Raw genomic sequence first — 24,428 nt, forward strand, 5'->3', positions numbered from 1 at the left:
CCATGCCGCGTCCGAGCCTCCGGCCGGCCGGCCCCGGCCCCCGGGTCCGACCCGGCCCCGGCCCCGGGGCCGTCCCGGCCGGTGCTCAGCGGGGCGGCGTCAGCAGGCGGTCGAGGGCGCGGCGGGTGCGTTCGGGGGCCTGGGAGTCCCGCTCCAGCTGGATCGCGTGGTTGAGGCCCATGTAGAGGCCGATCAGCTCGAAGGCGATCTGGCGCGGGTCGGTGCCCGCCGGCAGCTCGCCCGCGCGCACCGCCAGGCGCAGGTCCACCACGAGCCGCCGCCGCCAGATGCGGAAGAGCCGTTCCACGACGTCCCGTACCGGCCCGTCGGCGCGGCCGTCGAACTCGACCACCGCCGTGGTGAACAGACAGCCGCCGGGGAACGTCTCGCGCTCGCGCTCCAGATAGCCGATCCACCGCTCGCAGACCGCCCGCAGCCGGGTCAGCCCCGGCCGGGCGTCGGCGACCGGCTCCCACACCGACGCCAGGAAGATCACCGACGCCCGTTCCAGAGCGGCCAGTTGGAGCACTTCCTTGGTGCCGAAATGGCCGAGCAGTCCGGACTTGCTCATCCCGAGGTCTGCGGCGAGACGCCCGATGGTGAGCCCCTCCAGGCCCTCGACCGAGGCGACCGCGACGCTGCGGTCGATGATCCGGTCCCGCGTCCTGCGGGCCTCGGCGACGGAATTGCGCGGGCTCATGCGTTCCAGCGTATCCCGGCGCCCCACCCGCCCACGTTTTAACTTCCGACCGGTCGTTCGCTATATTCGCGGCATCCTGATGCCCTATGTGAGGAGCTGCCATGCCGGGAGCCCGCATCGCCGCGCTCGGCCACCATCAGCCGGACCGGGTGCTGACCAACGACGACCTCGCCACGATGGTGGAGACCAGCGACGAGTGGATCCGGCAGCGCACCGGGATCGCCACCCGCCGCATCGCGGACGAGGAGTCCGTGGCGGACCTGGCCGCCGCCGCGGCGGGCAGGGCGCTGGCCGCGGCCGGGCTGGCCCCCGAGGAGATCGGCCTGGTCACCGTCGCGACCTGCTCGGCGATCGACCGCTGCCCCAGCATCGCCGCCCAGGTCGCCGGGCGGCTCGGCATCCCGGCCGCCGTCGCCTACGACCTCAACAACGGCTGCGCCGGCTTCTGCACCGCCCTGGCCACCGCCGACCACGCGGTACGCGCCGGGGCCGCCCGGCACGCCCTGGTCGTCGGCGCCGAGAAGATGTCCGACGTGACCGACTGGACCGACCGGGGCACCTGCGTGCTGCTCGGCGACGGCGCCGGGGCGGCGGTGGTGAGCGCGACCGACGAGGAGGCCATCGGGCCGGTCGTCTGGGGCTCCGACCCCTCCCGGCGCGACGCGGTCCGGCTCGTCGACGCCTGGCACCCGCGGTTCGCCCAGGAGGGTCAGACGGTCTTCCGCTGGGCCACCACCGAGCTCCCCGCCCTCGCCGCCGAGGCGTGCCGCCGGGCCGGGGTGGCCCCCGGCGACCTCGGCGCGATCGTCACCCACCAGGCGAACCTGCGCATCATCGACTCCGTCGTGCGCCAACTCGCCCTGCCCGAACGGGTCGTGGTCGCCCGCGACGTGGTCGACTCCGGCAACACCTCCGCCGCGTCCATCCCCCTCGCCCTGTCCAAACTCGTCGAACGCGGCGAGGTCCCGGCGGGCTCCCCCGCCCTGCTGTTCAGCTTCGGCGGCGGCCTGTCCTGGGCGGGGCAGGTCGTCCGCTGCCCGTGACCGTCGGGCGTCCGCACCGCCCGCCGGTGCGCCGGCGTCCCGGGCCGCGCACCGCGCGCCCGCGCCACGCGATGAGGGGCGCACCCGGTCACCCGGGTACGCCCCTCACGGACAACGCGCAGTGTCACACGCGGCCGTAGACGGAGACGGAGAAGGACACGTCCACGCGCGCCGCGTCAGCGGTCGCGGCGGCGCTCGCGGAGGTCGTCCTCGGCATCCTGAAGCCGGTCACGGCCCTGCGGCGACGTCTTCGAGCCGCGCTCGGAGTCGTCCCGCATCCGGTCCCGGCCCTCGTTCATCCGGTCGCGGCCTTCGTTCATCCGGTCGCGACCCTCGCTGATCCGGTCACGTCCGGCGCCGCGGCCGGTGTCCCGGCCCGTGTCGCGGTTCTCGTTCGGCTTCTTCTTCGCCTGGTCGGCGAGCTGCTGCGCCTTGTCCTTGAACTGGTCTGCGATGCCCATGCGGTTCACTCCTCGTGGTGCGTGGGGAACGGTCCGTGAGGACCTCGACCACGGTCGCACGCCCCGCCGGCCACCGCATGTCGATCAGTCACGCTCCGTGCGCACCGCTCGGGCGTCCTGGTCCGCGGCGCCCCCGGCGCCCACCAGCCCCGTCCGCAGGCCCGCCAGGCGCGGCCCGAACCGCCGCATCTCCCGCTGGCCGACGACGCCGATGACCGAGGGCAGACAGCCCCGCACCGACTGCATCCCGCGCAGCCACCACTGCGCGTACACATGCGCGGAGCGCCGTTCGACGCCGGCCACGATCCGGTCGACGGCCGGGCCCAGCGGGTACGTGCGGTTCGCCGGCCAGGGCAGCCGTTGGCGCATCTCGCGCATCACGTCGTCCTGGTCCGCGCCGCGCACCATGTCCGTGTCGGTCCAGGACAGATACCCGACCCCGACCTTCACCCCCCGGTGGGCGACCTCCGCGCGCAGGCTGTGCGCGAACGCCTCCACACCCGACTTCGAGGCGCAGTACGCGGACATCATCGGCGCCGGCGTCATCGCGGCGAGCGAGGCGATCTGGAGGAAGTAGCCGCGGCTCTCCATGAGGACGGGCAGGAACGCCCGCCCGGTGACCGCGCCGCCGATCAGGTTGACCTCGATGACCCGCCGCCAAGCCTCCGGGTCCGAGTCGACGAACGGACCGCCCGCCGCGACACCGGCGTTGGCGACGACCACGTCGACCTTCCCGAACCGCTCCTTGACCTCCCGGGCCACCCGGGTCATCGCCTCGTGGTCGGTGACGTCCGCGAACCAGTGTCCGCTCTCGCCGTGCAGCCGCTCCGCGACCCTCTTCAACTCGTCCGGCTCCAGGCCGACCAGGGCGAGTTTCGCGCCGCGCGCCGAGAGCTTGCGCGCCAACAGCTCGCCCACGCCCCGCGCCGCGCCCGTGACGACGACGACCTGTCCTTCGAGACCCCGCGCGCCGCTCATGCCGCGTCCTCCTTCTCGGCCGTGCCCTCCGCCGCTCCGGTACGTATCTCGCCGCCCGCCGGGACGTACGCGGTGACCAGCTCCCGAATCCTCGTGCCGACCGCCTCCGGCGCCTCCACCGGGGTCATGTGCCCCATCCCCGTCAGCACCGTGAGCCCCAGGCACTCGGGCAGCGCCGCCGCCAGGGCGCGGGCGTGCACGGGCGGCGTCAGCCGGTCCTCCGTGCCCGCGATCACCGCCGTCGGCACCCTCAGCTCCCTCACCTCGGCGTCGAGATCGAGATCCGCGAGGACGTGCCCCCAGGCGACCCTGGCCGCGCGCGGGCAGGCGTGCACGATCCGGGCGCAGGTCTCGACCCGTTCCGGAGCCGAACCCGGGCCCATCGTCCCGTACTTCAGCATCCGCCGTGACAACGGCGTGACCGGCCCCAGCGGTGCGGGTGAGCGCAGGATCGCCCGGTTCATCCGGTCGCGCAGGGCCCCGGGACGCAGCGGCACCACGCGCGACTCGGCGACCAGGCGCGAGCTGCCGGTGCTGCACAGCAGCACGGCGGCGGCGTGCGCGCGCAGTCCGGGCCGGCGGGCGGCGGCCATCACCGACATGCCGCCCATCGAGTGCCCGGCGATCACCGCCTTCTCCCCCGGCTCCAGCGTGGCGGCCAGCACCGCCTCCAGGTCGTCGGCGAGGGCGTCCGTGCCGTACCCCTCGGGGCCGGCCGCGGGCGAACGGCCGTGCCCGCGCTGGTCGTACGCGATGACGCGGTGGTCCGCCGCCAGGTCCCTGATCTGCGCGTCCCAGAAGCGGGTGCTGCACGTCCAGCCGTGCGCCAGGACCACCGCCGGCGCGCCGTCGGGGCCGTGCACCTCGGCGTGGACACGGGCCCCGTCGGCGGAGCGCACGGTCAGCCGGCGTATCGGAACGGGCGAGGCGCCCTCGCGCCCGGACGGCCGGCTCATCGCGCGACCTCCTCGGCGACGGACCCCGCCAGGGCGGACCCGCCGGACGCCACGGACCCGCCGGACGCCACGGACGCGGCGGACCGCTCGCGGGCGCGTACGACCTCGTACTCCCCGAGGTCCACCGCCCGGGTCGCCTTCCGGAACTCGGTGGTGGTGCCCGGCCAGACCGTGGTGTTGCGGCCGTTGGCGTCCAGGTACCAGCTGTTGCAGCCGCCGGTGTTCCACACGGTGCGCTTCATCCGCTGCTGGACGCGGCGGTTCCAGACGTCCACCGCGGAGGGGCGCGCGTCGAGCGCAGCCCGGCCGCCGAGCGCGTTCAATTGCCGCAGGTAGTCGGCCATGTAGTTCAGCTGCGACTCGATCATCAGGATCATCGAGGAGTTCCCGAGGCCCGTGTTGGGGCCGATGATCGTCATCCAGTTCGGAAAGCCGTCCGCGGTCGCGCCGCGCAGCGCCCGCATGCCGTCCCGCCACGCCTCGGCGAGCGTGACGCCGTCCGCGCCCACCACCCGTTCGGCGATCGGCATGTCCGTCACATGGAAGCCGGTGCCGAAGACGATGGCGTCGACCTCGGCCTCGGTGCCGTCGGAGGCGACGACCGTGGAGCCGCGCACCTCGGCCAGGCCGGAGGCCACCACGTCCACGTTGGGCTGCGCGAGAGCGGGGTAGTAGGTGCTGGAGAGCAGGATGCGCTTGCAGCCGATCCGGTAGGAGGGGGTCAGCTTGGCCCGCAGGGCGGGGTCCTTGATGGCCCGTGCCATGTTGGACTTGGCGATCTTCTCGACCAGGCCCAGTTCGTCGGGGTGCTTGGTGAAGGCGCTGACCTGCAACTCCCGGATGCCCCAGAGCAGTCCGCGGCGCGCGGTGCCGGTGACCGGGAGCGTGCGGTGCAGCCACCGCTCGGCGCCGCTGATCCGCCGGTCCATGCGCGGCATGACCCACGGCGGGGTGCGCTGGAACAGCGTCAGCCGGCCGACCTTCGGCTGGATCGAGGGCACGATCTGGATGGCGGAGGCGCCCGTGCCGACCATCGCGACGCGCTTGCCCGTCAGGTCGTAGTCGTGGTCCCAGCGCGCCGAGTGGAAGACCTTGCCGGGGAATCCGTCGAGGCCGGGGATGTCCGGCGTCTTCGGGTCGGAGAGCGGGCCGGTCGCGGAGATCACGACATCGGCCGTGAACACGGCCCCGTTGGCCGTCTCTATCCGCCAGTACAGCTCCTCGCGGTCCCAGCGCATCAGCCGGACCTCGTGGTTGAGCCGTATGTGCGAACGCAGCCCGAAGGTGTCCGTCACGTGTTCCAGGTAGGCGCGGATGTGCTCCTGCCCGGAAAAGGTGCGCGGCCACTCGGGGTTGGGCGCGAACGAGAACGAGTAGAGGTGCGAGGGCACGTCACAGGCGCAGCCCGGATAGCTGTTGTCGCGCCAGGTGCCGCCCACGGAGCCGGCCCGCTCCAGGACGACGAAGTCCGTGATGCCTTCGCGGCGCAGCCGGACCGCGGCCCCGAGGCCGCCGAATCCGGATCCGATCACCGCCACTCTTACGTGCTGCTCGTGCTGGGTCATGCTGCCGCCTCCCGCGATACGTCACACGACTCTGCCAGCAATCACTGGCACAATGGGAGCGTAGAACAGCTCCGTACTGATGGGTAGAGGTATGGAGAAGGGAAGTTACCGCCGGTACGACGTAGGGTTCGGATGTGGTCGAAGGACGCGAGCATCGTGAGTACCGGCTGGAGGAGCTGGCCGAGGCGGCCGGCATCCCCGCGCGGACCGTGCGCTTCTACCGGGAGCGCGGGCTGATCTCGCCGCCTCGCCGTGAGGGCCGCATCGCCTGGTACGACGACCATCATCTGGCCCGGCTGCGCACCATCATCGGACTGCTGGAACGCGGCCACACCCTCTCCGGCATCGCGGACCTGGCCCGCGCCTTCGAGAGCGGGCGCGACGTCGCCGAGGTGCTGGGACTGGGCGAACCGACCGAGGAGACCCCGGTCCACCTCGCCCCCGAACAGCTCGCGGACTACTTCGCGGGCGAGACCAGCGCGGAGAACCTGGCCACCGCGCTGGAACTGGGCTACCTGGCCGTCGACGGCGACCGGATAGTCCACATCAGCCGCCGGCTGCTGGAGGCGTCGGCCGAACTGGTGCGCGAAGGGGTGCCGCTCGCGACGGTGCTCGCGGCCGGCCGCCGCGTCCGCGAGCACGCCGACGCGCTGGCGGAGCTCTTCGTCGGCGTGCTCGAATCGCACCCCGGCACACCCGAGCCGCCCCAACTCCGGCCGCTGGCCCGCGCGGTGATGGAGGCCGAGCTCTCCATGGCCCTCGACCGGCGGCTGCGCCGCGAACCCCCCGACCGCCCGGGGGACCGGGAGCCGACGCCCTCGTAACACGCCCCCGCTCGCCCCCGCCGCCGCCCGGAACGGCGCGGGCGAGCGGGAACGAAGGCGTACTGATGGGAACGGTGGGGCGGGATGGACAAGTGGGAAAGGATGCACGGAAACGGACGACGCAGAACAGGAGCCTTCGGTTCCGGAGAAACGGTCCCGAATCCGTGACAGGGCGAGCGCGACGGCGACGCGCCCGGATCGTCACCCGAATCCCCGCCGCCGCCCGGCCTGGCGGCCGTTCGGGCACTGTTCGGGCGGCCGTTCGGGCGGCCGGGCGGGCGGCCGGCGCGCTCCCGCGAACGCCCCACCGACCCTCGCGCACCATCCGCCGACCCTCGCGCACCATCCGCCGACCCTCGCGCACAGTCCACCGACTCCCGCGCTCCGTACGCCGACTCCCCGCACCGCCCCGTCACGCCGAGGTCGCGCCGCGCCGCGCGCCGTTCACCGCTCCCCGGCCGGAGACATACCGAGCCCACGGAAGGCCGGACGCGCCGCGCCCCGGCGGAACCCGGCGCCCCCGACGGGCGGTCACGGCAGGTCGTAGGCCACCGTCACCGGCGCGTGGTCGCTCCACCGCTCCGCGTGCGTCGCCGCCCGCTCGACCCAGCCCTTCACCGCGCGGGCGGCCAGCCCCGGCGTCGCCACCTGGTAGTCGATCCGCCAGCCCGAGTCGTTGTCGAAGGCCCGGCCGCGGTACGACCACCACGAGTACGGCCCCTCCTGCTCCGGGTGCAGCGCCCGCACGACGTCGACGTACCCGGCCTCGTCGAAGACCCGGCCCAGCCACGCGCGCTCCTCCGGCAGGAACCCGGAGTTCTTCTTGTTGGCCCGCCAGTTCTTCAGGTCGGCCTCCTGGTGGGCGATGTTCCAGTCGCCGCACACCACGACCTCGCGCCCGCCGGCCGCGGCCCGTTCCCTCAACCCCGTCAGATACAGGAGGAACGCGGCCATGAATCGTTCCTTCTCCTCCTGCCGCTCCGTGCCGACCTCGCCGGACGGCAGATACAGGCTGGCGACCGTGACGCCGGGAAGGTCCACCTCGACATAACGTCCGCTGGTGTCGAACTCCTCGCTCCCGGCGTGACCGAACCCGCCGAACCCGATCTGCACGCGCTCCGGCGCGCGCCGGGTGTAGAGGGAGACCCCCGCCCGCCCCTTGGCGGCCGCCGGCGCGTGCACGGCGTGCCAGCCCTCGGGGTCACGCACCTCGGCGGGCAGCTGCTCCGGCTCGGCGCGGACCTCCTGGAGGCAGACCACATCGGCCTCGGTCCCGGCCAGCCACTCCGTGAACCCCTTCTTGGCCGCGGCACGGAGCCCGTTTACATTGACGGTGGTCACTGTGTACAAAACGTGCTCCTACTTACCGCGGTTCTGGTACGGCCGCCCGGCCCACGACCCGGGCGCCGGGCCACCGGCGAGGCGGCCGTCGCCGCCGGTCACGGCGAGCATTACGGCACGATACCGACATCAAGGAACGCATACCTGTACCATACATCGCATGCTTATCCACCCTCGACCCTTCGATCACCCCGACGCCGTCCGGCTCAACGACCGGGTGCAGCGTGAATACGGCGAACGGTACGGCGACGGTGAGGGCGATCTCACACCGCTCGACCCGTCGATGTTCGAGCCGCCGCGCGGCCTGTATCTGCTCGCCTACGACGAGCAGGGCCGCCCCGTCGCCACCGGCGGCTGGCGCTCCCAGGAACGGAACGACGAGGGCTACGCCGACGGCGACGCGGAGCTCAAGCGGATGTACGTGATCCCCGAGGGCCGCGGCCAGGGACTGGCCCGCCGCATCCTGGCCACCCTGGAGGCCGACGCCCGCGCGGCGGGCCGGACCCGCATGGTGCTGGAGACCGGGGACAAGCAGCCCGAGGCCATAGCGCTGTACACGTCCAGCGGCTACGCCCCGTGCGAGAAGTTCGGCTACTACCGCACCTACGACAGCAGCCTCTGCATGGCCAAGCCACTGCGCTAGGGGGTGTCTTCGGCCGAGCCCGCCGCGCCGGGCCGGCCGCACAGCGAGCGAGGGCCGGAGCAAGGAGCCGAGCGGCCCCGCACGCGACGACGGGCGGCCCCCGCAACGGCGAACGAGCCGGGCCGCTCGCCGACCGCCACCCGTCCGGGCTTCGGCCACCGACCGCCATCCCTCCGCCCCTCAGCCACCGGCCACCGGCCACCGGCCACCGGCCACCGGCCACCGGCCAGTCAATCGTCCGGCGACTCGCCCCCACGCCAGCCGTCCGGCAGCTCGGGCCCGCGCCCGTCGTCCGGCAGCACCACCAGGCGGACGGCCATCTGACGTGACCCCGGCGGGCGTTCGCCCGGCTCGGACACGTACTTGCGCAGCAGCGCCTGGTACTCCTCGGTGAACGAGAGAACCTGTTCCTTCGTCATCCGCAGCCCGGCCCGGTAGATCTGGTTCCAGCCGGCCGCGGCGTCGTATCCGGCGTACGCGCGCACGACCAGGTTCAGGTCGTGCGTCATCTTCAGCGCGCCGATCTTCGTCGCGGCCTCGCGCTCGTCCTCCGTCATCTCCAGGCCGGGCGGCGTGAAGATGTTCGTCATGAGCGACCTCCACCAGCGCTCCCGGCCGGTGGAACGCTCCTCGACCTCCGCGATCAGATTGAGTTCGGCCAGCTTGCGCAGGTGATAGCTGGTGGTGCCGGTGGACTCGCCGAGGGCCTTGGCGACGCTGGTGGAGTTCGCCTCGCCGTGATCGCCGAGGTAGCTCAGGATGTCGCGGCGCACCGGATTGGACAGCGCCTTGTAGAAGGCCTTCAGGTCCGGGCCGGTGAGCACTCTCGTCTCGGGACGCTCGGCCATGCCCGCCAGCATAGTGCAGAGGTTCTCTGCAAAGCTTGCAGAGAATGTTTGCAGAACTTCTCTGCAATCACTACGGTGAGAACGGAAGGCGCCGCCGGGCGCCGGAGAAGAGGGGGAAACGGGATGCAGGGGGAACCGGCCGGAGGGGCGACGTCGCCATCGCAGACGCCCGTGGGCACGAGCCCGGACCCGCACCGCGAACCCGACCCGCAGGCCCCCGGGCGGCATCCCGGACCCGACCCGCTGGGCCCGCGACTCCGGGACGAGATCGACGACCAGGTCGCGGAGGCCTTCGACGCGTACATGGCCGACCGCCTGGCCGAGCCGGGGCCGCTGCGCACCGCCCTGCTCTCGGGTCGCGGCGCCCGCGTCGTACCGGCCACGATCGCGCTCGGCGCCCTCGCCACCGCCCTCGCACCGCACACCGCCGCGGCCGTCGGCTGGATCTGGGGCGCGATAGCACTGGTCGACATCGCCTGGCTGCGCCTCGGCCACCGCACCTGACACCCCATGAGCCCAACCCGGGGCACGGCGCCGCCTGCCCCCACGGCCATTCCCGCGCCCGCCCCGACGACCATTCCCGCAACACAAACACACAGAACTCACCGCACAACGCACCACGTTCGCTCACCTGCCCCTGGCGCACACGTTCACATCCGCTCACTCTTGTCCCATGAAGAGACAGATCACGTCCCTGTTGGCAGGACTGACGCTGGCGGTCGGCGCGGCGCTCGGCGCGGGCCCGACGGCCGCCGCCGCGTCGGCCCCCGCGGAGTTCGGCGTCGACTGGCACGATCCGCTGACCGCGGCGCCGCCCGTGGACCGGCCCGCCACCCGCTCGTGCCGGGTGACCCTCGTGGAGACCGAGTTCCGCGACTTCACGCCGTACACCGGCCGTTACACGCCCCCGAAGGGCTGCGGCGACCGCTGGAGCAAGGTGGTGCTCCGCCTCGACGGAAAGGTGAAGGGGCGTCAGTACGACCGCCTCGGCCACCTGGAGATCGGCGGCGTCGAGGTACTGCGCACCTCCACGCCCGAACCCTCGCCCGAGGGCATCCAGTGGTCCGTCGAGAAGGACGTGACCCGCTACAGCGACACCCTCCGCCGCGACCGGCCCGTCGAGATGCTCATCGGCAATGTCGTCGACGACACGTACACCGGCGTCATCGGCGTCAAGGTCACCCTGACCTTCTACGCCTCCCAGGGCCGCACGAAGCCGGCCGACGCCCCCGACACGGTGCTGCCGCTGAAGGACGCCCGACTCACCGCTCCGCGCAACTCCGAGAAGATCATCGCCGAGGTGTACGCCACCGGATCCGGCGGCGGCTGCGAGGAGTTCTGGTACCTGACCGTGCCGGACTCCGAGCCCTACTCCTGCAAGGCGGACCGGGGCCCCTACCGCGAGGTGCAGGTGAAGGTCGACGGCCGGCTCGCCGGAATCGCCGCGCCGTTCCCCAACGTATGGACCGGCGGCTGGTCCAACCCCTTCCTCTGGTACGTCGTCCCCGCGCCGCGCGCCTTCGACGTGAAGCCCCTGGAGTACGACCTGACGCCGTTCGCCGGCATCCTCAACGACGGGCGTGAGCACCGCGTCGAGGTGTCGGTGACCGGCGTCCCCCGGGGACAGGCCGGCTGGAGCACGCCCGCCAACGTACTCGTCTGGCAGGACGAGCACAGCAGGACCGTCACCGGGGAGCTCACCCGCCACGAGGAGAGCGAACCGGCCAACTCGACCACCCACACCCCCGGTTCGCTCCACCGCCAGGACACCGAGGGCGGCCACCGCCTCACCGTCTCCGGCTACCTGAACACCTCGCACGGCCGCGTCACCACCACCGTCGACCGCGCCGTCGCCAACACCTCCGCCCACCGCTGGACCGAGGACGAGAACACCGACGGCCTGAAAGCCCGTTGGAACGACGACGAGACGGTGACCGTGCGCGGCCGCGGCCCGGCGCGCGTCACGCGCACGGAGCGCGTCTACACCATGGACGGCGAGATCACGATCGACGCGGCCGACCGCCTGCGCACCGTCATCACGCTCGGCGACCACGCGAAGACCTCGGTCGTCCGCGCCGGCAAGCGCCTCTCCTGGTCGCGGCTCGACGACACCTACACCGGCGACGCGGCCTGGACGATGAACGTCCCGCGCGAACAGCGCCAGGCCGTCGGCACGTCCGGTGAGCACTACCGGCTCGAAGGCTCCGAAGGCTGCTACGACCGGACCCTCCGCACCGCCCAGGGCACGCTGACACTGGACCGCCGGGCCTGCTGACCCCGAAGGCGTCCGGCACCCGGCACCGCACCCCCACCCGCCCCACCCCGCCACTGCCGGACGCCCGCCCCGGCACTCCACCAACGACACGGCCGTACCACTGGAACGGGTCCCGAAGAACCTCACCCAACGACAAAGTGGAGAGCCTGCGCGACCCGGAATTCGACGCCGTAGTCAGGGCGATGAAGCGCCGCGTCTTCGTGACCCGATCCGATCAGGCGTACGAGCGCGCCGACGAGGAGGGCCCTCAGCGCTCCCGAGCAGCGAACGCCGTTGGCAACTTCCTTTCGATCAACGCCCTTGATCGTGGAAGCGCCGCGAGGCGGCTGAGGCAGAGTATTCCTCCCGGATGGGTTCCCGACACGACGGCGATCGTAGGCCGATCTTCACTCTGCGGAAGGGCAGTCAGGAGACAAGGCCATTTTGTTCGTTGCTTCTGGGAAGCACGCCGTGACAGCATTCGGCATGTGTTCGATAACGGGGATGACGTGACAGGCTCGTCGGCTCGACGTTCGAAGATCGCCGACTTGGCCGACTGGCCTGCGTCCGAAGCGCGGCAGGACCCACGTGAGGCACCGAGACCGATCCCTGCCATGCCCCCGGAAGATGATCCGACGACGACGGCCCAGCAGGAGTTTGCTGCGTTGCTGGGCGAATTCCGTCGTACAGCGGTGCTGGTGCCGCTGGACGGAGCGGGAGATCTGTGGTCGGCGGAGCAGAACGGGGTGCGCTGGATCTGTGCGTTCTCGAACAAGGAGGCACTGGCCCGGTTCGCACGAGCCCGGGGGGATACCGAGCGTGAGTGGACGTATCAGGCGGTATTGGGTGCACGGTTGCTGGATGTGATGGTGCCGTTGCTACCAGGGCCTGCGGGGGTGGCGCTGGATGCGGGCAGTGCGGACGGCACGTTGTTTCCGCCGGTGGTAGGCATCGTGCCGGACGCGGTCGCAGTAGATCTCGGGGAGATGCAATGAGCGGGGAGGGTCCTGATCTCCAGGTGCCACCGGAGGCTTTGGCGGCGATCGTGAAGGGGATCGATCTGGCGCACGGGGAGTTGAAGAATCTCGGCCTGATCGGGGAGGCGTCGATGGGGCGAGGGCTCTCGGATCTCGCGTTGTCGGGACTGGAGTTGGGGCACGGCGGGCTGACGTCGGAGTTCGAGACGTTCTGCAACCGGTGGGAGTGGGGTGTGCGAGCACTGACGCAGAAGGGCAACAACTTCGCCCTGGGGGTCGGGTTGTCGGCGGGTTCCTTCGCGGAGCAGGAACAGTACGTCAAGAACTCGTTCAAGATCGGCGTGAACTCCCTGAACGGGAACCCGCACCTGTCCGAGGACGAGGTGAAGACCACGAGCTGGGACGTGATCAGCAGGCAATCCGCATACGACGAGCCGGACTTCAGCGCGGCGTCGATGCTAAGGGCGAATGAAGAGGTGGAACAGACCTGGAAGGACACCTCATACGACGTGGTGGACTCCGGGCTCGACGCGATGGAACGGTCCGGGCTGGTGGATCCGACGGTGCGGGCCGCGGCGGATGAGCGGTTGAAGGAGCAGCTTGATCCGTCGCAGGAGACGATTCGTCAGGCCAAGCAGCAGCGGTGGGGAGAGGGGCGCTGATGGTGGACTGGGGGAAGCTCGGCGGGGATCTTTACGACGGTGCCGGCAAGCTGGTCGACAAGGGCAAGGAGATCGTCGGCGAGGGGATCGACAAGGGAACCGATTTCATCGGCGCCGGTCTGAAAAAGGTCGGCGCCGATGAGTGGGCGGACGCGGTCGAGGACTGGGGGGACGAGACCGCTTCCTCCCTCGGTGCGGAGGTCGGTGAGAAGCAGCTCGGACAGAGCGAGGATGCCGACGAGCTGATCCACGGCAGGCCGGAGAAGATCGCCGCGACCGTGAAGAACCTCCGGGACTTCCAACGAGCCTTCGACCTAGTCGGCGGCGGGATGAAGAAGCTCGACTCCGGTCACTGGAAGGGTGAGGCCGCCGACGCCTTCCGGGCGAAGTTCGAGCCCCTGCCCACCGACTGGCTGCGCGCGGCGGACGCGTTCGAGGACGCGGCCAAGGCGCTGGAGACATACGCCGGGACGGTCACCAGCGCGCAGGCCAAAGCCCGTGAGGCGATCGCTCTCTACAAGGAAGGCAAGCAGGACTACGAGACGGCCGCTGCCGCGTTCCGGGAGAAGGCGGCAGCGTACAACGCGGTCCGCAACACCGATCACCCGCTCCCTCACCCGGGTAAGTTCTCCGATCCGGGGGCGGCGAAGCGGCAGCACGCGCAGGAGATCCTGCAACATGCGCGGCAGGCACGCAACGAAGCAGCCGAAGCGGCCAAGGGCGCGATCAGCGCGGCGATGGCCCACGCACCGAAGGAACCGACCGGTCTGGACCGTGCCAAGCAGGAGTTCATCGACTACCAGGCCGGCCAGGGCATCGAGTTGGCCCACTTCGGCGGTGGTGTCATCAAAGGAACCGCCGGACTGGTGAACTTCGTCCGCTCGGTCAACCCCACCGACCCCTACAACCTGACGCACCCGGCCGAGTACTACAAGGGCGTCAACACGACGCTCTCCGGCCTCGTCTCCACCGCTGCCAACCCCGACCGCGCGCTCAAGAACGCCTGGGACGCCGCAAAAGGCGACCCGTCCGAATTCATCGGCCGACTCGTCCCGGAGGCCGTGGGGACGAAGGGAGCGGGCGTCGCGCGGGGTGTAACGAGTGCGGGACTGCGCAATGCCGCCAAGCACACCATCACGGAGGGCGCGGAGTCGGCAGCGCAGAAGGCGGCCCGCAACGATCCGCCCAAGACTTCCCGTCCCCAGGACGCCGTTGAGAGCAAGGGCACAGACCCGATCGACCTCGCTACCGGCGTGATGTACCTGCCACAGACGGACATTGCCCTGCCGGGTGCTCTCCCACTCGTCTTCCAGCGCCGCGTCGCCTCCGACTACCGCGCGGGGCGGTGGTTCGGGCCCTCGTCGTCCTCCACGGCCGACCAGCGGCTGGAGATCGACTCCCAGGGCATCGTCTTCGTGTGTGAGGACGGTCTGCTGCTGTCCTATCCGCACCCCGCGCCGCATGTACCCGTCATGCCGAGTCACGGCCCACGCTGGCCCCTCGACATGGACACCGCCGGGGACTACACGATCACTGATCCGGATAGCGGCCAGATACGGCACTTCAGCCCACTCGCTGCGGACATCGCACTGCTGACACAGATAGGCGACCGCAACGGCAATTTGCTCCAGTTCGAGTACGACGAGACCGGAGCACCGACCGGAATCGTCCACGGTGCCGGGTATCACCTGAAGCTCACCACGAGCGAGGGACGGATCACCGCGCTCCACCTCGCAGGGGCCGCCTCGGACGGTACCGACCAGGAAATCCTCCGCTACCGCTACACCGACGGTCACCTCACCGAAGTCATCAACTCATCAGGAGTTCCCTTCCGGTTCGCGTACGACGATCGTGGCCGGGTCACTTCCTGGACCGACACCAACGGCAGCCGGTACGACTATGCCTACGACGAGCGCGACCGGTGCGTGGCCGAAGGCGGCGCCGCAGGACACATGGCCCTGCGCCTGGATTACGACGGCACCGATCCCGAGACCGGGATGCGTGTCACCACGGTCACCGGCAGCAGCGGAGCCGTCCACCGCTACATCGTCAATGACAGCCACCAGGTGGTGGCCGAGATCGATCCGCTGGGTGCGACCACCCGTTTCGAACGAGACCGCTACAACCGCCTGCTGTCCCGCACCGACCCGCTCGGCCGCACCATCCGCTTCGTGTACGACGAGTCAGGACGGCTGACCTCTGCAGTCCGCCCGGACGGCCGGGAAATGTCCGCACAGTACAACGATCTGCACCTGCCGGTCCGCGTCACCAACCCAGACCGGACCGTGGTCCGCCAGGAGTACGACGAGCGCGGCAACCGTCTAGCTGTCACCGACCCGTCCGGCGCCGTGACTCGTATCACATACAACGAGGCCGGCCACCCGACCTCGGTGACGGATGCGCTCGGCAACACGACCAGCATCCACAGCAACGCGGCTGGGCTGCCGCTCGAGGTGACCGATCCGCTTGGGGCCAAGTCCCGTCTCATCCGCGACGCGTTCGGCCGCCCGGTCACCCTTACCGACCCGCTCGGTGCGATCACCCACCTCGAATGGACCGTGGAGGGCAGGCTGTCCCGGCGCACCGACGCGGACGGCACGACACAGTCCTGGACCTATGACGGCGAGGGTAACTGCCTCGCCCACACCGATGCTCTGGGCGCCGTCTCCCACTTCGAGTACACGCACTTCGACCTCATGTCGGCCCGCACAGGCCCCGACGGAGAGCGCCACGAATTCGCGTACGACGATGAACTACGTCTCATCCAGGTCCTCAGCCCCCAAGGACTGACCTGGAACTACACCTACGACGCAGCCGGGCACCTCGTGTCCGATACAGACTTCGATAACCGCACGCTCACCTACCAACGCGATGCGGCAGGCCGTCTGACCGCCCGTACCGACGCCCTCGGCCAGACCATCCGCTACGAGTGGGATGAACTGGACCGCATCGTCTCCAAGAACGCGGCAGGAACCGTCACCAGCTTTGCCTACGACTTTTCCGACCAACTCGCCGAGGCCACCAACGCGGACGCCACCATCACGTACCTGCATGACCGCTACGGCCGCCTCCAATCCGAAACCGTCAACGGCCGGAAAATGACGTACCAGTACGACCGGCTCGGACGCCGCACCAGCCGAACCACCCCCAGCGGCGCCGTCAGCACCTGGGCGTACGATTCGGCAGGACGGCGTACTTCACTTGCCGCCTCGGGCCGCGTCCTTACATTCGAGCACGACGCGGCGGGTCGGGAGATTGCCCGGCATGTCGGTGCCCACGTGAGCCTGACCTACCAGTACGACACGATGGGCCGCCTCACCACCCAGCAGGTCACCGGTGCGGGCCGCAGCATCCAACGCCGTGACTACACTTACCGCGCCGACGGCAACTTGGTGGCACTCGCCGACCAGCTCACCGGCTCCCATGCCTTCGACCTCGACGCGGCCGGCCGCGTCACCGGCGTCCACGCGCCCGACTGGACCGAGCGCTACGCCTACGACAAGGCAGGCAACCAGACAGAAGCCTTCTGGCCGACACCACATCCTGGCCAGGAAGCGACTGGTTCTCGTACTTACTCCGGTACCACAATCACCGGCGCGGGCAACGTCCGGTACGAACACGATGCACTCGGTCGCATCACTCTCCGCCAGAAGACCCGCCTCTCCAGGAAACCGGACACTTGGCGCTACGAATGGGACGCCGAGGATCGTATGCGCTCGGTCACCACGCCCGACGGGGTGGTGTGGCGCTACCAGTACGACGCCCTCGGACGACGCACGGCGAAGATCCGCTTCGCGGAGGATGGTGAATCGGTCGTTGAGCGGGTGCACTTCACATGGGACGGTACGACTCTGTGCGAACAGACGACGGGGGGACGTACGCTACCCAACCCAGTGACCCTCACCTGGGACCACGATGGCCTGCGACCCATCTGCCAGACGGAACGCATTGCCGCGGACGAGATTTCGCAGCGCGAGATCAACTCCCGCTTCTTCGCCATCGTTACCGACCTCGTCGGTGCGCCCAGCCAACTCGTCGACGAAAGAGGTGACGTCACGTGGCACAGCCGTAGCACACTATGGGGCACAACGGCATGGACAGCGGCAAGCTCGACGTACACACCCCTGCGCTTTCCCGGTCAGTATTTCGACTCCGAAACAGGACTCCACTACAACTACTTCCGCCACTACGACCCCGAAACCGCCCGTTACCTCACCGCTGACCCCCTGGGACTGACGCCTTCACCGAACCCCTCGGCCTACGTAAGCAACCCCCATGGGTGGAGCGATCCGCTGGGTCTCGCACCACGTTGCCTGAACGAAACCGGCAAGGAGGGCAGGCAGGCAAATGAGAACTTCATAGCTGGTTCAGCCGAAGCAGAACGGCTCGCTGATCGGTTGCGCGGTGAATCAGCGAGGTCCATGTTCAATGAGGACGGATGGCTCACCCCGCAGGCAAGAGCAGAGTCTCGGCGCGTCATCGCAGGAGAGGACATCGGGAATCCTGCCGTGCGTGAGCTCATGACCTCCGACGGCAGCAACCTCAGCGATTGGGGAAAGTACACCACCAAGACCCACCAGTCGCCTTACGGGGACTTCCAGGTCCATTATTACTACAATCCCGAGACCGGTAGGCTTCTCAACTATGACTACAAGGTCATCATGAATAGAAGGTGATATAATTGCGCGCTCGATTCAAATTTCCACAGACCTCGAACCCTCGGATTCTTCAGGGCCTTGACTCCCTCAAGGAGGGCCTGGAATACGTAGTCCTCGAGGTGTTCGCGCCATACGAAAAAGGGGTGCAGTTCCGCGTCGAAGTACCCGGGGAGGACAGCGCACTTTTCGACAGCAGGGCGTTCGAGGTGACATCGAGCTCCCTACCGCCGACCTGGAAATACTTTCAGTTCGAAACAGGATCCTTCGTCTTGCGTCCGGAGCCATGGAACCGACTGGGCTTCTGGGAGTCATATTACGATCGCGAACCACATGCAGTTGAGATTTACGAGACAGAGAAGCGGAAGATTTTGACTGCTTCGTAATACTCTCCCGCTCGTGGCGCCACGGGCCCTGTGTCACGAACTCGTCAGCCCGTCTCCTCTCACGTCCCCGGCTTCAGCTCCTTCAGGAACAGCGCATCGAGCACCACCCGCCCTATCGCCCGGTTCGCCACATCCACCGAACGCCCGCCCAGGACGGGCGAGGTCTCGGGATTTCCTTGGGACAAGAAGCCACAGGCCCTGCGGCGTCGGCGGGGCGCCCGGCGGCGTTCTGCAGGGCGACCAGCAACTCCCGTCGCGCCATCTCCCAGTAGGGGGCAGCCGACCCGGTCCGGTGAGCGAGAAGCACCATGCGTGGGCCGAAAGCCATCGTCGGCTCCGTGACACGGACACGGCCCGCTCCAACGCAAGCCGTGCATGGGGGCGAGGCCCACGCCGATGCTCCCCGAGGAGGCGGACTGCGGCATCCGTCTTCAGCAGCACCTGCGGGCGCCTGGTGCTCCTGAGCCGGCTCCCGCAGCGTCGCGAGGAGGAGCTTGTCCATGGCGAGCGGCGCCACATCGAAGCGGTCCGCCGACTGTTCGGCCACGCTGGGAAGTTCAGGCCCCTTGACCGTAAGAGCGACGAATCCGCCCCGCCGACGAGCCACTTGGAGGCGGGCGGCCCGGACCCGCCGGAGTTCGCGGCCGATCGCCAGTTCGCTCTGCGCGTCCTCGATCAGCGCCCGCTTACTGGCCGGCGCGGATATCGTCTGCTCGGTGTGCCAGGTGACAATTTCCCGGGCGCGTGGCGGGAAACGCTTGCGCTGCTGAGTGCACTGCGCACCCTGCCAGCCGGCCCCACCGCGAAGCCTTCAAAGCTGCCGCTCGGCGAACGCCCCAAGTGTGGACGCCAGTCCTCCGTCACCGTGCGGGCGCACTACATGCCCCGCACTCGGCAGGAACTGCCCTGACAGACACTTCCTGGGCCTTGGCCTACCAGACGTTGCGTGCCCACACCCAAGGTGGCGACAGGCGGCTGACGTATGTCGACCCCGCCCGGCATGCCCGCGAGAGACGTCAGCGCCGTGGCCGCGTCGCCCGAGCTCTCCTGTCCGCCATCACCGTCATGGTCCAAAACATCGAGGAACTCGGGCAATATCTGGCCGTCAGTGAGAAGAGCACGATCAACGGCCTCAAGCCGAACGACGCCCTTCTGCCCTACCGGGCGCTCAGGATCCAACGACGAGATCCCGGTCAGATGGTGACCATCTGACCGGGATCTCGTGAACCATTCCGGGGTGAACCCGCGAACGGTCTGTTGTGTGGACCTGAGGGGATTTGAACCCCTGACCCCCTCGATGCGAACGAGGTGCGCTACCAGACTGCGCCACAGGCCCTTGCAACGAGTGAAACTCTAGCATCCCTACGGCGGTGCTTGGAAATCCGTTCCTCGCTGGTCAGCCGGGGCGGCCTCGCGGCGGGGCCGGAGGGGGTCACTCGTTGGCGGCGCGGGGGCGGTCGGCGTCCTCGTACTGGTCGAAGAGCGGGGTCCGGCCGCGGTCGCGGGTGCGGCGGGGCTGGTGGGTACGCGGGCGGGGCGCCGGGTCGGGCGGGGGCGTCGCGGGGTGCGAGGTTCCGGTCCGGGAGGGCTCGGCGGCGCTGGAGCGGGCCGCGCTCCAGGTCTCCGGGTCGCCCACCTCGACGCCGCCCGTGGCGCGCGGGGCGACCGGGGCGGTGACGTACGTGGGCAGCGGGACCGGGACGGGCTCCCAGCTGTCGCCCTGGGCCGGGCCGCGCTGGCGCTGCTGGTCGACCCATTCCGCGTGGTCCGTCTGCTCGACGAGGGCGCGGCGGCCCGCCTCCTGCGGGGAGACCGCGGGGACGGGCTCGGGGTCGGGGTGGCGTGCCTCGGGCTCCTCGTCGGACCCGGCGGGGGCCGCCTCGGCCGGCTGCTGCCTGCGCGGGCGGTTCTCCCGCAGCTGCCGCGCCGCCGCCTCGGCCCGCTGCCGGTCCATGGTGAAGGCGAACCGGCGCCGCTCCTGGGTGCGCAGATGCACGATGTACGTGCTCAGCAGCACCGCGGGGACCGCGGGCGCCCAGAGGAAGCCGAGGCCGCCGACCGCCGCGACGACCGCGCCCAGGGTGAAGGCGAGGAACAGGACGACGGTGGTACGCCGACGGCGCGCGAGGACCTGGAGGCGCCGGGCACGCCGGGCGCGCTCGGCTTCCGTACGGCCGGAGTCCGGGCGGGCGCGCCGCGCGGGGCCGGGGCGCTGCCGGTCCGCGTGCCCCGGCGCCCGCGCCGGGTCGTGCGCCCCGGCTCCGGTGTGCGCCTCGGGCGCGGCGAAGGCCCGGACGTCCACGGAACTCAATCGGTCCGTGGCGGCGTCCGGGTCGGCGTCGAGGTCGGCCTCCTCCTCGGCGATGCGCCCCCGCAGGTCCTTGGCGTACCGGCGCTCCATGGCCGCCCGTCCGGACAGCAGCCGGATGGCGGTGCTGAAGCGTTCCGTCGGACGAGCCTCGTTGAGTTCGTCCTGCCTGCGGAGCCACATCGGCACCAAGTAGGCGGCCCAGGCCCCGACGATGACTGCGTAGATGAGGCCGCTGCTGCTCACATCTCACACCGTAGAGGGGTTCGCGCGGGCGCATCCGCCAATTGGCTCGGTGTGTCGCACAATCCCGCTGATACCAAGTGCCTTTTTTGTGATTGTTTTGATCGACTGCCGATGCTTGTGTGCTCGTTTGCGGCACGATACTGATCGATATCGAACACTTATTTCATTTCTCGGGCCGCTTGAGGGTCCCTGCCGCCTCTGGCGTCTCAGGGACTCCGGGTATCTCGGGGTCGTCCGTCCCCCCGGGGTCCCCCGGGCCGTCCGACGCGCCCGATGCCCCGGGCGCCCCGGGCGTCCCAGGCGTCCCGGACGCACCAGGCGCTCCGGACGCACCGGGGGCTCCCGGCCGCTTCCGGTGCCAGCGGCTGAGCAGCCCGTCGGGGACCTCCTCGGCGGTCAGCGCGTAGATCAGGTGGTCCCGCCAGGCGCCGTCGATGTGGAGGTAGCGCGGGCGCAGCCCCTCCTCGCGGAATCCCAGCTTCTCGACGACTCTTCTGCTGGGGCGGTTTTCCGGCCGGATGCACACCTCGATGCGGTGCAGCCCGACCCCGCCGAAGCAGTGGTCGACGGCGAGGGCGACCGCGGTCGGCATCACGCCGCGTCCGGCCACGTCCCGGTCGACCCAGTAGCCGATGTGGCCCGAGCACATCGAGCCCCAGGTGATCCCGGCGACGGTGAGCTGACCGACCAGCCGGCCCCGGTACTCGATGACGAAGGGCAGCATCCGGCCGGCGTTGGCCTCGGCGCGCAGGTGACGCACCATCTGACGGTATGTGGGGCGCTGGGCCACCGGTCCGCCCGGGGCGGGCGGGGGCACGGTCGCCTCCCAGGGGCGCAGCCAGTCCCGGTTGCGCAGGTTGACCTCGCGCCACATGCGCTGGTCACGCATCCTCACCGGGCGCAGGGTGATCTCGCCGTCGGTGAGGACCACCGGCCAGGTCGGAACGTTCAGTTCGGGCTCCCGGGTCGGGGGTGATCGCCGCCGCGCAGCTGGTCGACGGCGTGCACCAGAAGGCGTTCGAGCACGGCGAGGCCGTCGCGCACCCCGCCGGTGGAACCGGGCAGGTTCACGATGAGCGTGCCGCCCGCGACACCGGCCAGCCCCCGGGAGAGCGCGGCGGTCGGCACCTTGTCGCGGCCCTCGGCGCGGATGGCCTCGGCGATGCCGGGGATCTCGTGGTCGAGGACGCGGCGGGTGACGTCGGGGGTGCGGTCGGTGGGCGAGATGCCCGTGCCGCCGGTGGTGACGATCACGTCGTACCCGGCGGCCACGCCGTCGCGCAGCGCCCGTTCGACCGGGTCGCCGTCCGGCACGACCCGCGGGCCGTCGGCGGCGAAGCCGAGCCGGGTGAGCGCCTCGACGACGAGCGGGCCGCCCCGGTCGGCGTAGACCCCGGCCGCGGCGCGGTTGGAGGCGGTGACGACGAGGGCGCGGTACGCCGTCGGCGCCCCGGCGCCGCCGGACGCGACTTCGTCCGAGGACCGTTCGCGGCCGGCCGGGGCCCCGTCGCCGTCCGGGGACCGGTCGTCGGGCGGGGACGTGGCTTCGGGGGCCGTCACGCGTCCGCTCCGTCCGCGTCGGCGCGCCGGTAGTCGCCGGACGCGCCGCCCGACTTCTCCTCGACCCGTACGTCCGTGATGACCGCTGACTTGTCGACCGCCTTGATCATGTCGATCAGGGTCAGCGCGGCGACGGAGACGGCGGTCAGGGCCTCCATCTCGACGCCGGTGCGGTCGGTGGTCCGCACGGTGGCGGTGATCTCCACCGCGTCGTCGGCGACCGCCAGGTCCACCCGGACCCCGGAGACGGCCAGCGGATGGCAGAGCGGGATGAGCTCGGGGGTGCGCTTGGCTCCCATGATCCCGGCGATGCGGGCGGTCGCCAGGGCGTCGCCCTTGGGCACGCCCTCGCCGCGGAGCAGTTCGACGACGCGCGGCGAGACGAGGACCCGGCCGCCGGCACGGGCCGACCGCGCGGTGACGTCCTTCCCGGAGACGTCGACCATGCGGGCCGCGCCCGTCTCGTCGATGTGCGTCAGCCTGTTCTGCGTACTCAACTCACTCCGCCTCGCGGTAGGGCGCCGGTTGCCCGCTCGGCCCGCACCGGGGTGCGGGCCCGGGGCCCGGGGGTGTCCCCGGGAAGGCACAGCGGCAGATACCGTACCGCCACCGCGGGGGGATCAGCGGAGCAGGACCGCCTCGACCTCGGCGCCGGGCTCGGCGGAGGTGACGTCCTCGGGCAGCACGATCAGCGCGTCGGCCCGGGCGAGGGCGCCCACCAGATGCGACCCGGCGCCGCCGACCGGGGTGACGGTGCCGGCCTCCGCGTCGTACGCGCCGCGCAGGAACTGGCGGCGGCCGGCCGGCGAGGACAGCGCCTCGTCGGTCTTCAGCGCGGCCCGGACGGTGGGGCGGTGCAGGTCCGTGAGCCCCATCAGGGCACGGATCGCGGGCCGCACGAACAGCTCGAAGGAGACGTACGCCGAGACGGGGTTGCCCGGGAGCGCCAGCAGCGGCGTGCGGTCCGGGCCGATCGAGCCGAAGCCCTGCGGTTTGCCCGGCTGCATGGCGACCGTGCGGAAGTCGACGCCGCGCGGCCCTTCCGCCTCGTCCCCTTCCGGGCCGTCCGCGCCGCCCGCGTCGTCCGGGCCGTCCCCCGAGGGCCCGCCCGCGCCGCTCCCGGCGGGCTCGTCGGCGGCGGCCGGCGACGACAGGGCCTCCTTGACGACGTCGTACGCGCCGACGCTGACCCCGCCGGTGGTGACGACGAGGTCGGCGCGGATCAGCTGGTCCTCGATCGTGGCGCGCAGCGTGTCCGCGTCGTCGGTGACGGCGCCGACCCGGTAGGCGATCGCTCCGGCGTCCCGGGCGGCGGCCGTCAGGGCGAAGCTGTTGGAGTCGTAGATCCGGCCGCCGGTCAGCTCCTCGCCGGGCTGCGCCAGTTCGGCGCCGGTCGAGATGACGACGACGCGCGGCCGGGGCCGCACCTTCACGGTCGAGCGGCCGATCGCGGCGAGCAGACCGATCTGCGCCGGGCCGATCACCGCCCCCGCGGCGAGGGCCAGTTCGCCCGGGGTGACGTCGCTGCCGCGGGCCCGGACGTGGGCGCGGGCCTCGACGGGGCGGTGGATCCGGACCTCGCCGCCCGCGGCCTCGGGCGCCTCGCGGTGGGAGCGCATGGCGGCGGCGGGGCCGCCGCCCGTGCCGCCGTCGGTCCACTCGACCGGGACCACCGCCTCGGCGCCGGCCGGCAGCGGGGCGCCGGTCATGATGCGGGCGGCCTCCCCGGGGCCCAGGCTCCGGCCCCCGGGCAGCCCGTCGCCGCCCGCCGCGACGTCGCCGACGACGGTGAGCACCGCGGGGCTCTTCTCGTCGGCGCCCTCGACATCGGCGACCCGGACCGCGTACCCGTCCATCGAGCTGTTGTCGAACGGCGGCAGGGCGATGTCCACGAAGACGTCCTCGACGAGGACGCAGCCCTGGGCGTCGTGCAGTTGCAGCTCGATGGGTTCGAGCGGCCGGACCGCGTCGAGAATGTCGCCCAGGTGCTCGTCCACCGACCACATCGCGCTGCTCACGTA

General features: G+C 70.9%; 21 protein-coding genes, 1 tRNA gene and 1 pseudogene. 9 read left to right on the forward strand and 14 right to left on the reverse strand.

Going from position 1 to position 24,428, the window contains the following annotated elements:
- Window positions 1-85: 85 nt before the first annotated feature.
- Complete coding sequence (locus WA762_RS23410) at window positions 86-700, reverse strand: TetR/AcrR family transcriptional regulator (protein ID WP_335938088.1); 615 nt, start codon at window positions 698-700, stop codon at window positions 86-88.
- A 101-nt stretch (window positions 701-801) separates the two neighbouring features.
- On the opposite strand from WA762_RS23410, the gene WA762_RS23415 reads away from it, so the two are divergent.
- A complete protein-coding gene (locus tag WA762_RS23415) occupies window positions 802-1,743 on the forward strand; it encodes a beta-ketoacyl-ACP synthase III (RefSeq protein WP_335938090.1) in 942 nt (313 codons plus the stop codon).
- A 176-nt stretch (window positions 1,744-1,919) separates the two neighbouring features.
- Here WA762_RS23415 and WA762_RS23420 read toward each other — a convergent pair whose 3' ends face one another.
- The 4 genes from WA762_RS23420 to WA762_RS23435 all read right to left on the reverse strand — a co-directional run bounded on the left by WA762_RS23420 (window position 1,920) and on the right by WA762_RS23435 (window position 5,703).
- Window positions 1,920-2,204 (reverse strand): hypothetical protein, encoded by a 285-nt coding sequence (locus tag WA762_RS23420; protein ID WP_335938091.1) that lies wholly within the window; start codon window positions 2,202-2,204, stop codon window positions 1,920-1,922.
- Between the two features lie 84 nt (window positions 2,205-2,288).
- Window positions 2,289-3,182 carry an SDR family oxidoreductase gene (locus tag WA762_RS23425; RefSeq protein WP_335938093.1) on the reverse strand — a complete coding sequence of 298 codons (894 nt, stop codon included), beginning with the start codon at window positions 3,180-3,182 and terminating at the stop codon, window positions 2,289-2,291.
- Window positions 3,179-4,138 carry an alpha/beta fold hydrolase gene (locus WA762_RS23430; protein ID WP_335938095.1) on the reverse strand — a complete coding sequence of 320 codons (960 nt, stop codon included), beginning with the start codon at window positions 4,136-4,138 and terminating at the stop codon, window positions 3,179-3,181. Before WA762_RS23430 ends, WA762_RS23425 begins: the two co-directional genes overlap by 4 nt.
- Window positions 4,135-5,703 carry a flavin-containing monooxygenase gene (locus WA762_RS23435; protein WP_335938096.1) on the reverse strand — a complete coding sequence of 523 codons (1,569 nt, stop codon included), beginning with the start codon at window positions 5,701-5,703 and terminating at the stop codon, window positions 4,135-4,137. The genes WA762_RS23430 and WA762_RS23435 overlap by 4 nt, the downstream gene beginning before the upstream one ends.
- 167 nt (window positions 5,704-5,870) lie before the next feature.
- Here WA762_RS23435 and WA762_RS23440 point away from each other — a divergent pair, with 167 nt between their 5' ends.
- Entirely contained in the window at window positions 5,871-6,527 is a 657-nt protein-coding gene (locus WA762_RS23440; protein ID WP_335938153.1) for a MerR family transcriptional regulator, read from the forward strand.
- A 531-nt stretch (window positions 6,528-7,058) separates the two neighbouring features.
- Here WA762_RS23440 and WA762_RS23445 read toward each other — a convergent pair.
- The gene (locus WA762_RS23445; protein ID WP_335938097.1) at window positions 7,059-7,877 is read right to left on the reverse strand and encodes an exodeoxyribonuclease III; all 819 of its coding nucleotides are present in this window, start codon (window positions 7,875-7,877) and stop codon (window positions 7,059-7,061) included.
- Window positions 7,878-8,028: 151 nt separating this feature from the next.
- Here WA762_RS23445 and WA762_RS23450 point away from each other — a divergent pair, with 151 nt between their 5' ends.
- Entirely contained in the window at window positions 8,029-8,511 is a 483-nt protein-coding gene (locus WA762_RS23450) for a GNAT family N-acetyltransferase (RefSeq protein WP_335938098.1), read from the forward strand.
- Between the two features lie 230 nt (window positions 8,512-8,741).
- Here the strand turns inward: WA762_RS23450 and WA762_RS23455 are convergent, their stop codons facing one another.
- On the reverse strand, window positions 8,742-9,359 hold the full coding sequence (locus WA762_RS23455; protein WP_335938099.1) for an ArsR/SmtB family transcription factor: 618 nt from the start codon (window positions 9,357-9,359) through the stop codon (window positions 8,742-8,744).
- Between the two features lie 171 nt (window positions 9,360-9,530).
- Here WA762_RS23455 and WA762_RS23460 point away from each other — a divergent pair, with 171 nt between their 5' ends.
- From WA762_RS23460 to WA762_RS23480, 5 genes are all read left to right on the forward strand, one after another.
- Complete coding sequence (locus tag WA762_RS23460; RefSeq protein WP_335938100.1) at window positions 9,531-9,863, forward strand: hypothetical protein; 333 nt, start codon at window positions 9,531-9,533, stop codon at window positions 9,861-9,863.
- 169 nt (window positions 9,864-10,032) lie between these two features.
- Window positions 10,033-11,634 (forward strand): peptide-N4-asparagine amidase, encoded by a 1,602-nt coding sequence (locus WA762_RS23465; RefSeq protein ID WP_335938101.1) that lies wholly within the window; start codon window positions 10,033-10,035, stop codon window positions 11,632-11,634.
- A 593-nt stretch (window positions 11,635-12,227) separates the two neighbouring features.
- Entirely contained in the window at window positions 12,228-12,608 is a 381-nt protein-coding gene (locus tag WA762_RS23470; RefSeq protein WP_335938154.1) for an SseB family protein, read from the forward strand.
- The gene (locus WA762_RS23475) at window positions 12,605-13,252 is read left to right on the forward strand and encodes a hypothetical protein (RefSeq protein ID WP_335938102.1); all 648 of its coding nucleotides are present in this window, start codon (window positions 12,605-12,607) and stop codon (window positions 13,250-13,252) included. Before WA762_RS23470 ends, WA762_RS23475 begins: the two co-directional genes overlap by 4 nt.
- Window positions 13,252-17,928: a putative T7SS-secreted protein gene (locus WA762_RS23480; RefSeq protein ID WP_335938103.1), complete on the forward strand. Its 4,677-nt coding sequence runs from the start codon at window positions 13,252-13,254 to the stop codon at window positions 17,926-17,928. Before WA762_RS23475 ends, WA762_RS23480 begins: the two co-directional genes overlap by 1 nt.
- Window positions 17,929-18,352: 424 nt before the next feature.
- On the opposite strand, the gene WA762_RS23485 is transcribed toward WA762_RS23480, so the two are convergent.
- A complete protein-coding gene (locus WA762_RS23485) occupies window positions 18,353-18,478 on the reverse strand; it encodes a hypothetical protein (protein ID WP_335938104.1) in 126 nt (41 codons plus the stop codon).
- Between the two features lie 742 nt (window positions 18,479-19,220).
- On the opposite strand from WA762_RS23485, the gene WA762_RS23490 reads away from it, so the two are divergent.
- On the forward strand, window positions 19,221-19,505 hold the full coding sequence (locus WA762_RS23490; protein WP_335938106.1) for a hypothetical protein: 285 nt from the start codon (window positions 19,221-19,223) through the stop codon (window positions 19,503-19,505).
- A 50-nt stretch (window positions 19,506-19,555) separates the two neighbouring features.
- Here WA762_RS23490 and WA762_RS23495 read toward each other — a convergent pair.
- The 6 genes and pseudogenes from WA762_RS23495 to WA762_RS23520 all read right to left on the reverse strand — a co-directional run bounded on the left by WA762_RS23495 (window position 19,556) and on the right by WA762_RS23520 (window position 24,425).
- A tRNA-Ala gene (locus tag WA762_RS23495) sits at window positions 19,556-19,629 on the reverse strand.
- 96 nt (window positions 19,630-19,725) lie between these two features.
- Window positions 19,726-20,847, reverse strand: a complete 1,122-nt coding sequence (sepX, locus tag WA762_RS23500) for a divisome protein SepX/GlpR (RefSeq protein ID WP_335938108.1) — start codon at window positions 20,845-20,847, stop codon at window positions 19,726-19,728.
- 322 nt (window positions 20,848-21,169) lie between these two features.
- Window positions 21,170-21,778: pseudogene (locus WA762_RS23505) on the reverse strand (GNAT family N-acetyltransferase); the annotation flags it as partial.
- A gap of 17 nt (window positions 21,779-21,795) precedes the next feature.
- Window positions 21,796-22,407, reverse strand: coding sequence for a MogA/MoaB family molybdenum cofactor biosynthesis protein (locus tag WA762_RS23510; RefSeq protein ID WP_335938109.1), 612 nt, complete (start codon window positions 22,405-22,407; stop codon window positions 21,796-21,798).
- Window positions 22,404-22,904 (reverse strand): cyclic pyranopterin monophosphate synthase MoaC, encoded by a 501-nt coding sequence (moaC, locus tag WA762_RS23515; RefSeq protein WP_335938110.1) that lies wholly within the window; start codon window positions 22,902-22,904, stop codon window positions 22,404-22,406. The genes WA762_RS23510 and moaC overlap by 4 nt, the downstream gene beginning before the upstream one ends.
- 123 nt (window positions 22,905-23,027) lie before the next feature.
- Window positions 23,028-24,425 carry a molybdopterin molybdotransferase MoeA gene (locus WA762_RS23520; RefSeq protein WP_335938111.1) on the reverse strand — a complete coding sequence of 466 codons (1,398 nt, stop codon included), beginning with the start codon at window positions 24,423-24,425 and terminating at the stop codon, window positions 23,028-23,030.
- Window positions 24,426-24,428 lie beyond the last annotated feature (3 nt).

This window comes from Streptomyces tyrfis (assembly GCF_037034285.1).
Taxonomy (GTDB): domain Bacteria; phylum Actinomycetota; class Actinomycetes; order Streptomycetales; family Streptomycetaceae; genus Streptomyces.

Coding starts and splice junctions, on each gene's coding strand:
- WA762_RS23410 (WP_335938088.1), bottom strand. CDS start 700: ATGAGCCCGCGCAATTCCGTCGCCGAGGCCCGCAGGACGCGGGACCGG.
- WA762_RS23415 (WP_335938090.1), top strand. CDS start 802: ATGCCGGGAGCCCGCATCGCCGCGCTCGGCCACCATCAGCCGGACCGG.
- WA762_RS23420 (WP_335938091.1), bottom strand. CDS start 2,204: ATGGGCATCGCAGACCAGTTCAAGGACAAGGCGCAGCAGCTCGCCGAC.
- WA762_RS23425 (WP_335938093.1), bottom strand. CDS start 3,182: ATGAGCGGCGCGCGGGGTCTCGAAGGACAGGTCGTCGTCGTCACGGGC.
- WA762_RS23430 (WP_335938095.1), bottom strand. CDS start 4,138: ATGAGCCGGCCGTCCGGGCGCGAGGGCGCCTCGCCCGTTCCGATACGC.
- WA762_RS23435 (WP_335938096.1), bottom strand. CDS start 5,703: ATGACCCAGCACGAGCAGCACGTAAGAGTGGCGGTGATCGGATCCGGA.
- WA762_RS23450 (WP_335938098.1), top strand. CDS start 8,029: ATGCTTATCCACCCTCGACCCTTCGATCACCCCGACGCCGTCCGGCTC.
- WA762_RS23455 (WP_335938099.1), bottom strand. CDS start 9,359: ATGGCCGAGCGTCCCGAGACGAGAGTGCTCACCGGCCCGGACCTGAAG.
- WA762_RS23465 (WP_335938101.1), top strand. CDS start 10,033: ATGAAGAGACAGATCACGTCCCTGTTGGCAGGACTGACGCTGGCGGTC.
- WA762_RS23470 (WP_335938154.1), top strand. CDS start 12,228: ATGCCCCCGGAAGATGATCCGACGACGACGGCCCAGCAGGAGTTTGCT.
- WA762_RS23475 (WP_335938102.1), top strand. CDS start 12,605: ATGAGCGGGGAGGGTCCTGATCTCCAGGTGCCACCGGAGGCTTTGGCG.
- WA762_RS23480 (WP_335938103.1), top strand. CDS start 13,252: ATGGTGGACTGGGGGAAGCTCGGCGGGGATCTTTACGACGGTGCCGGC.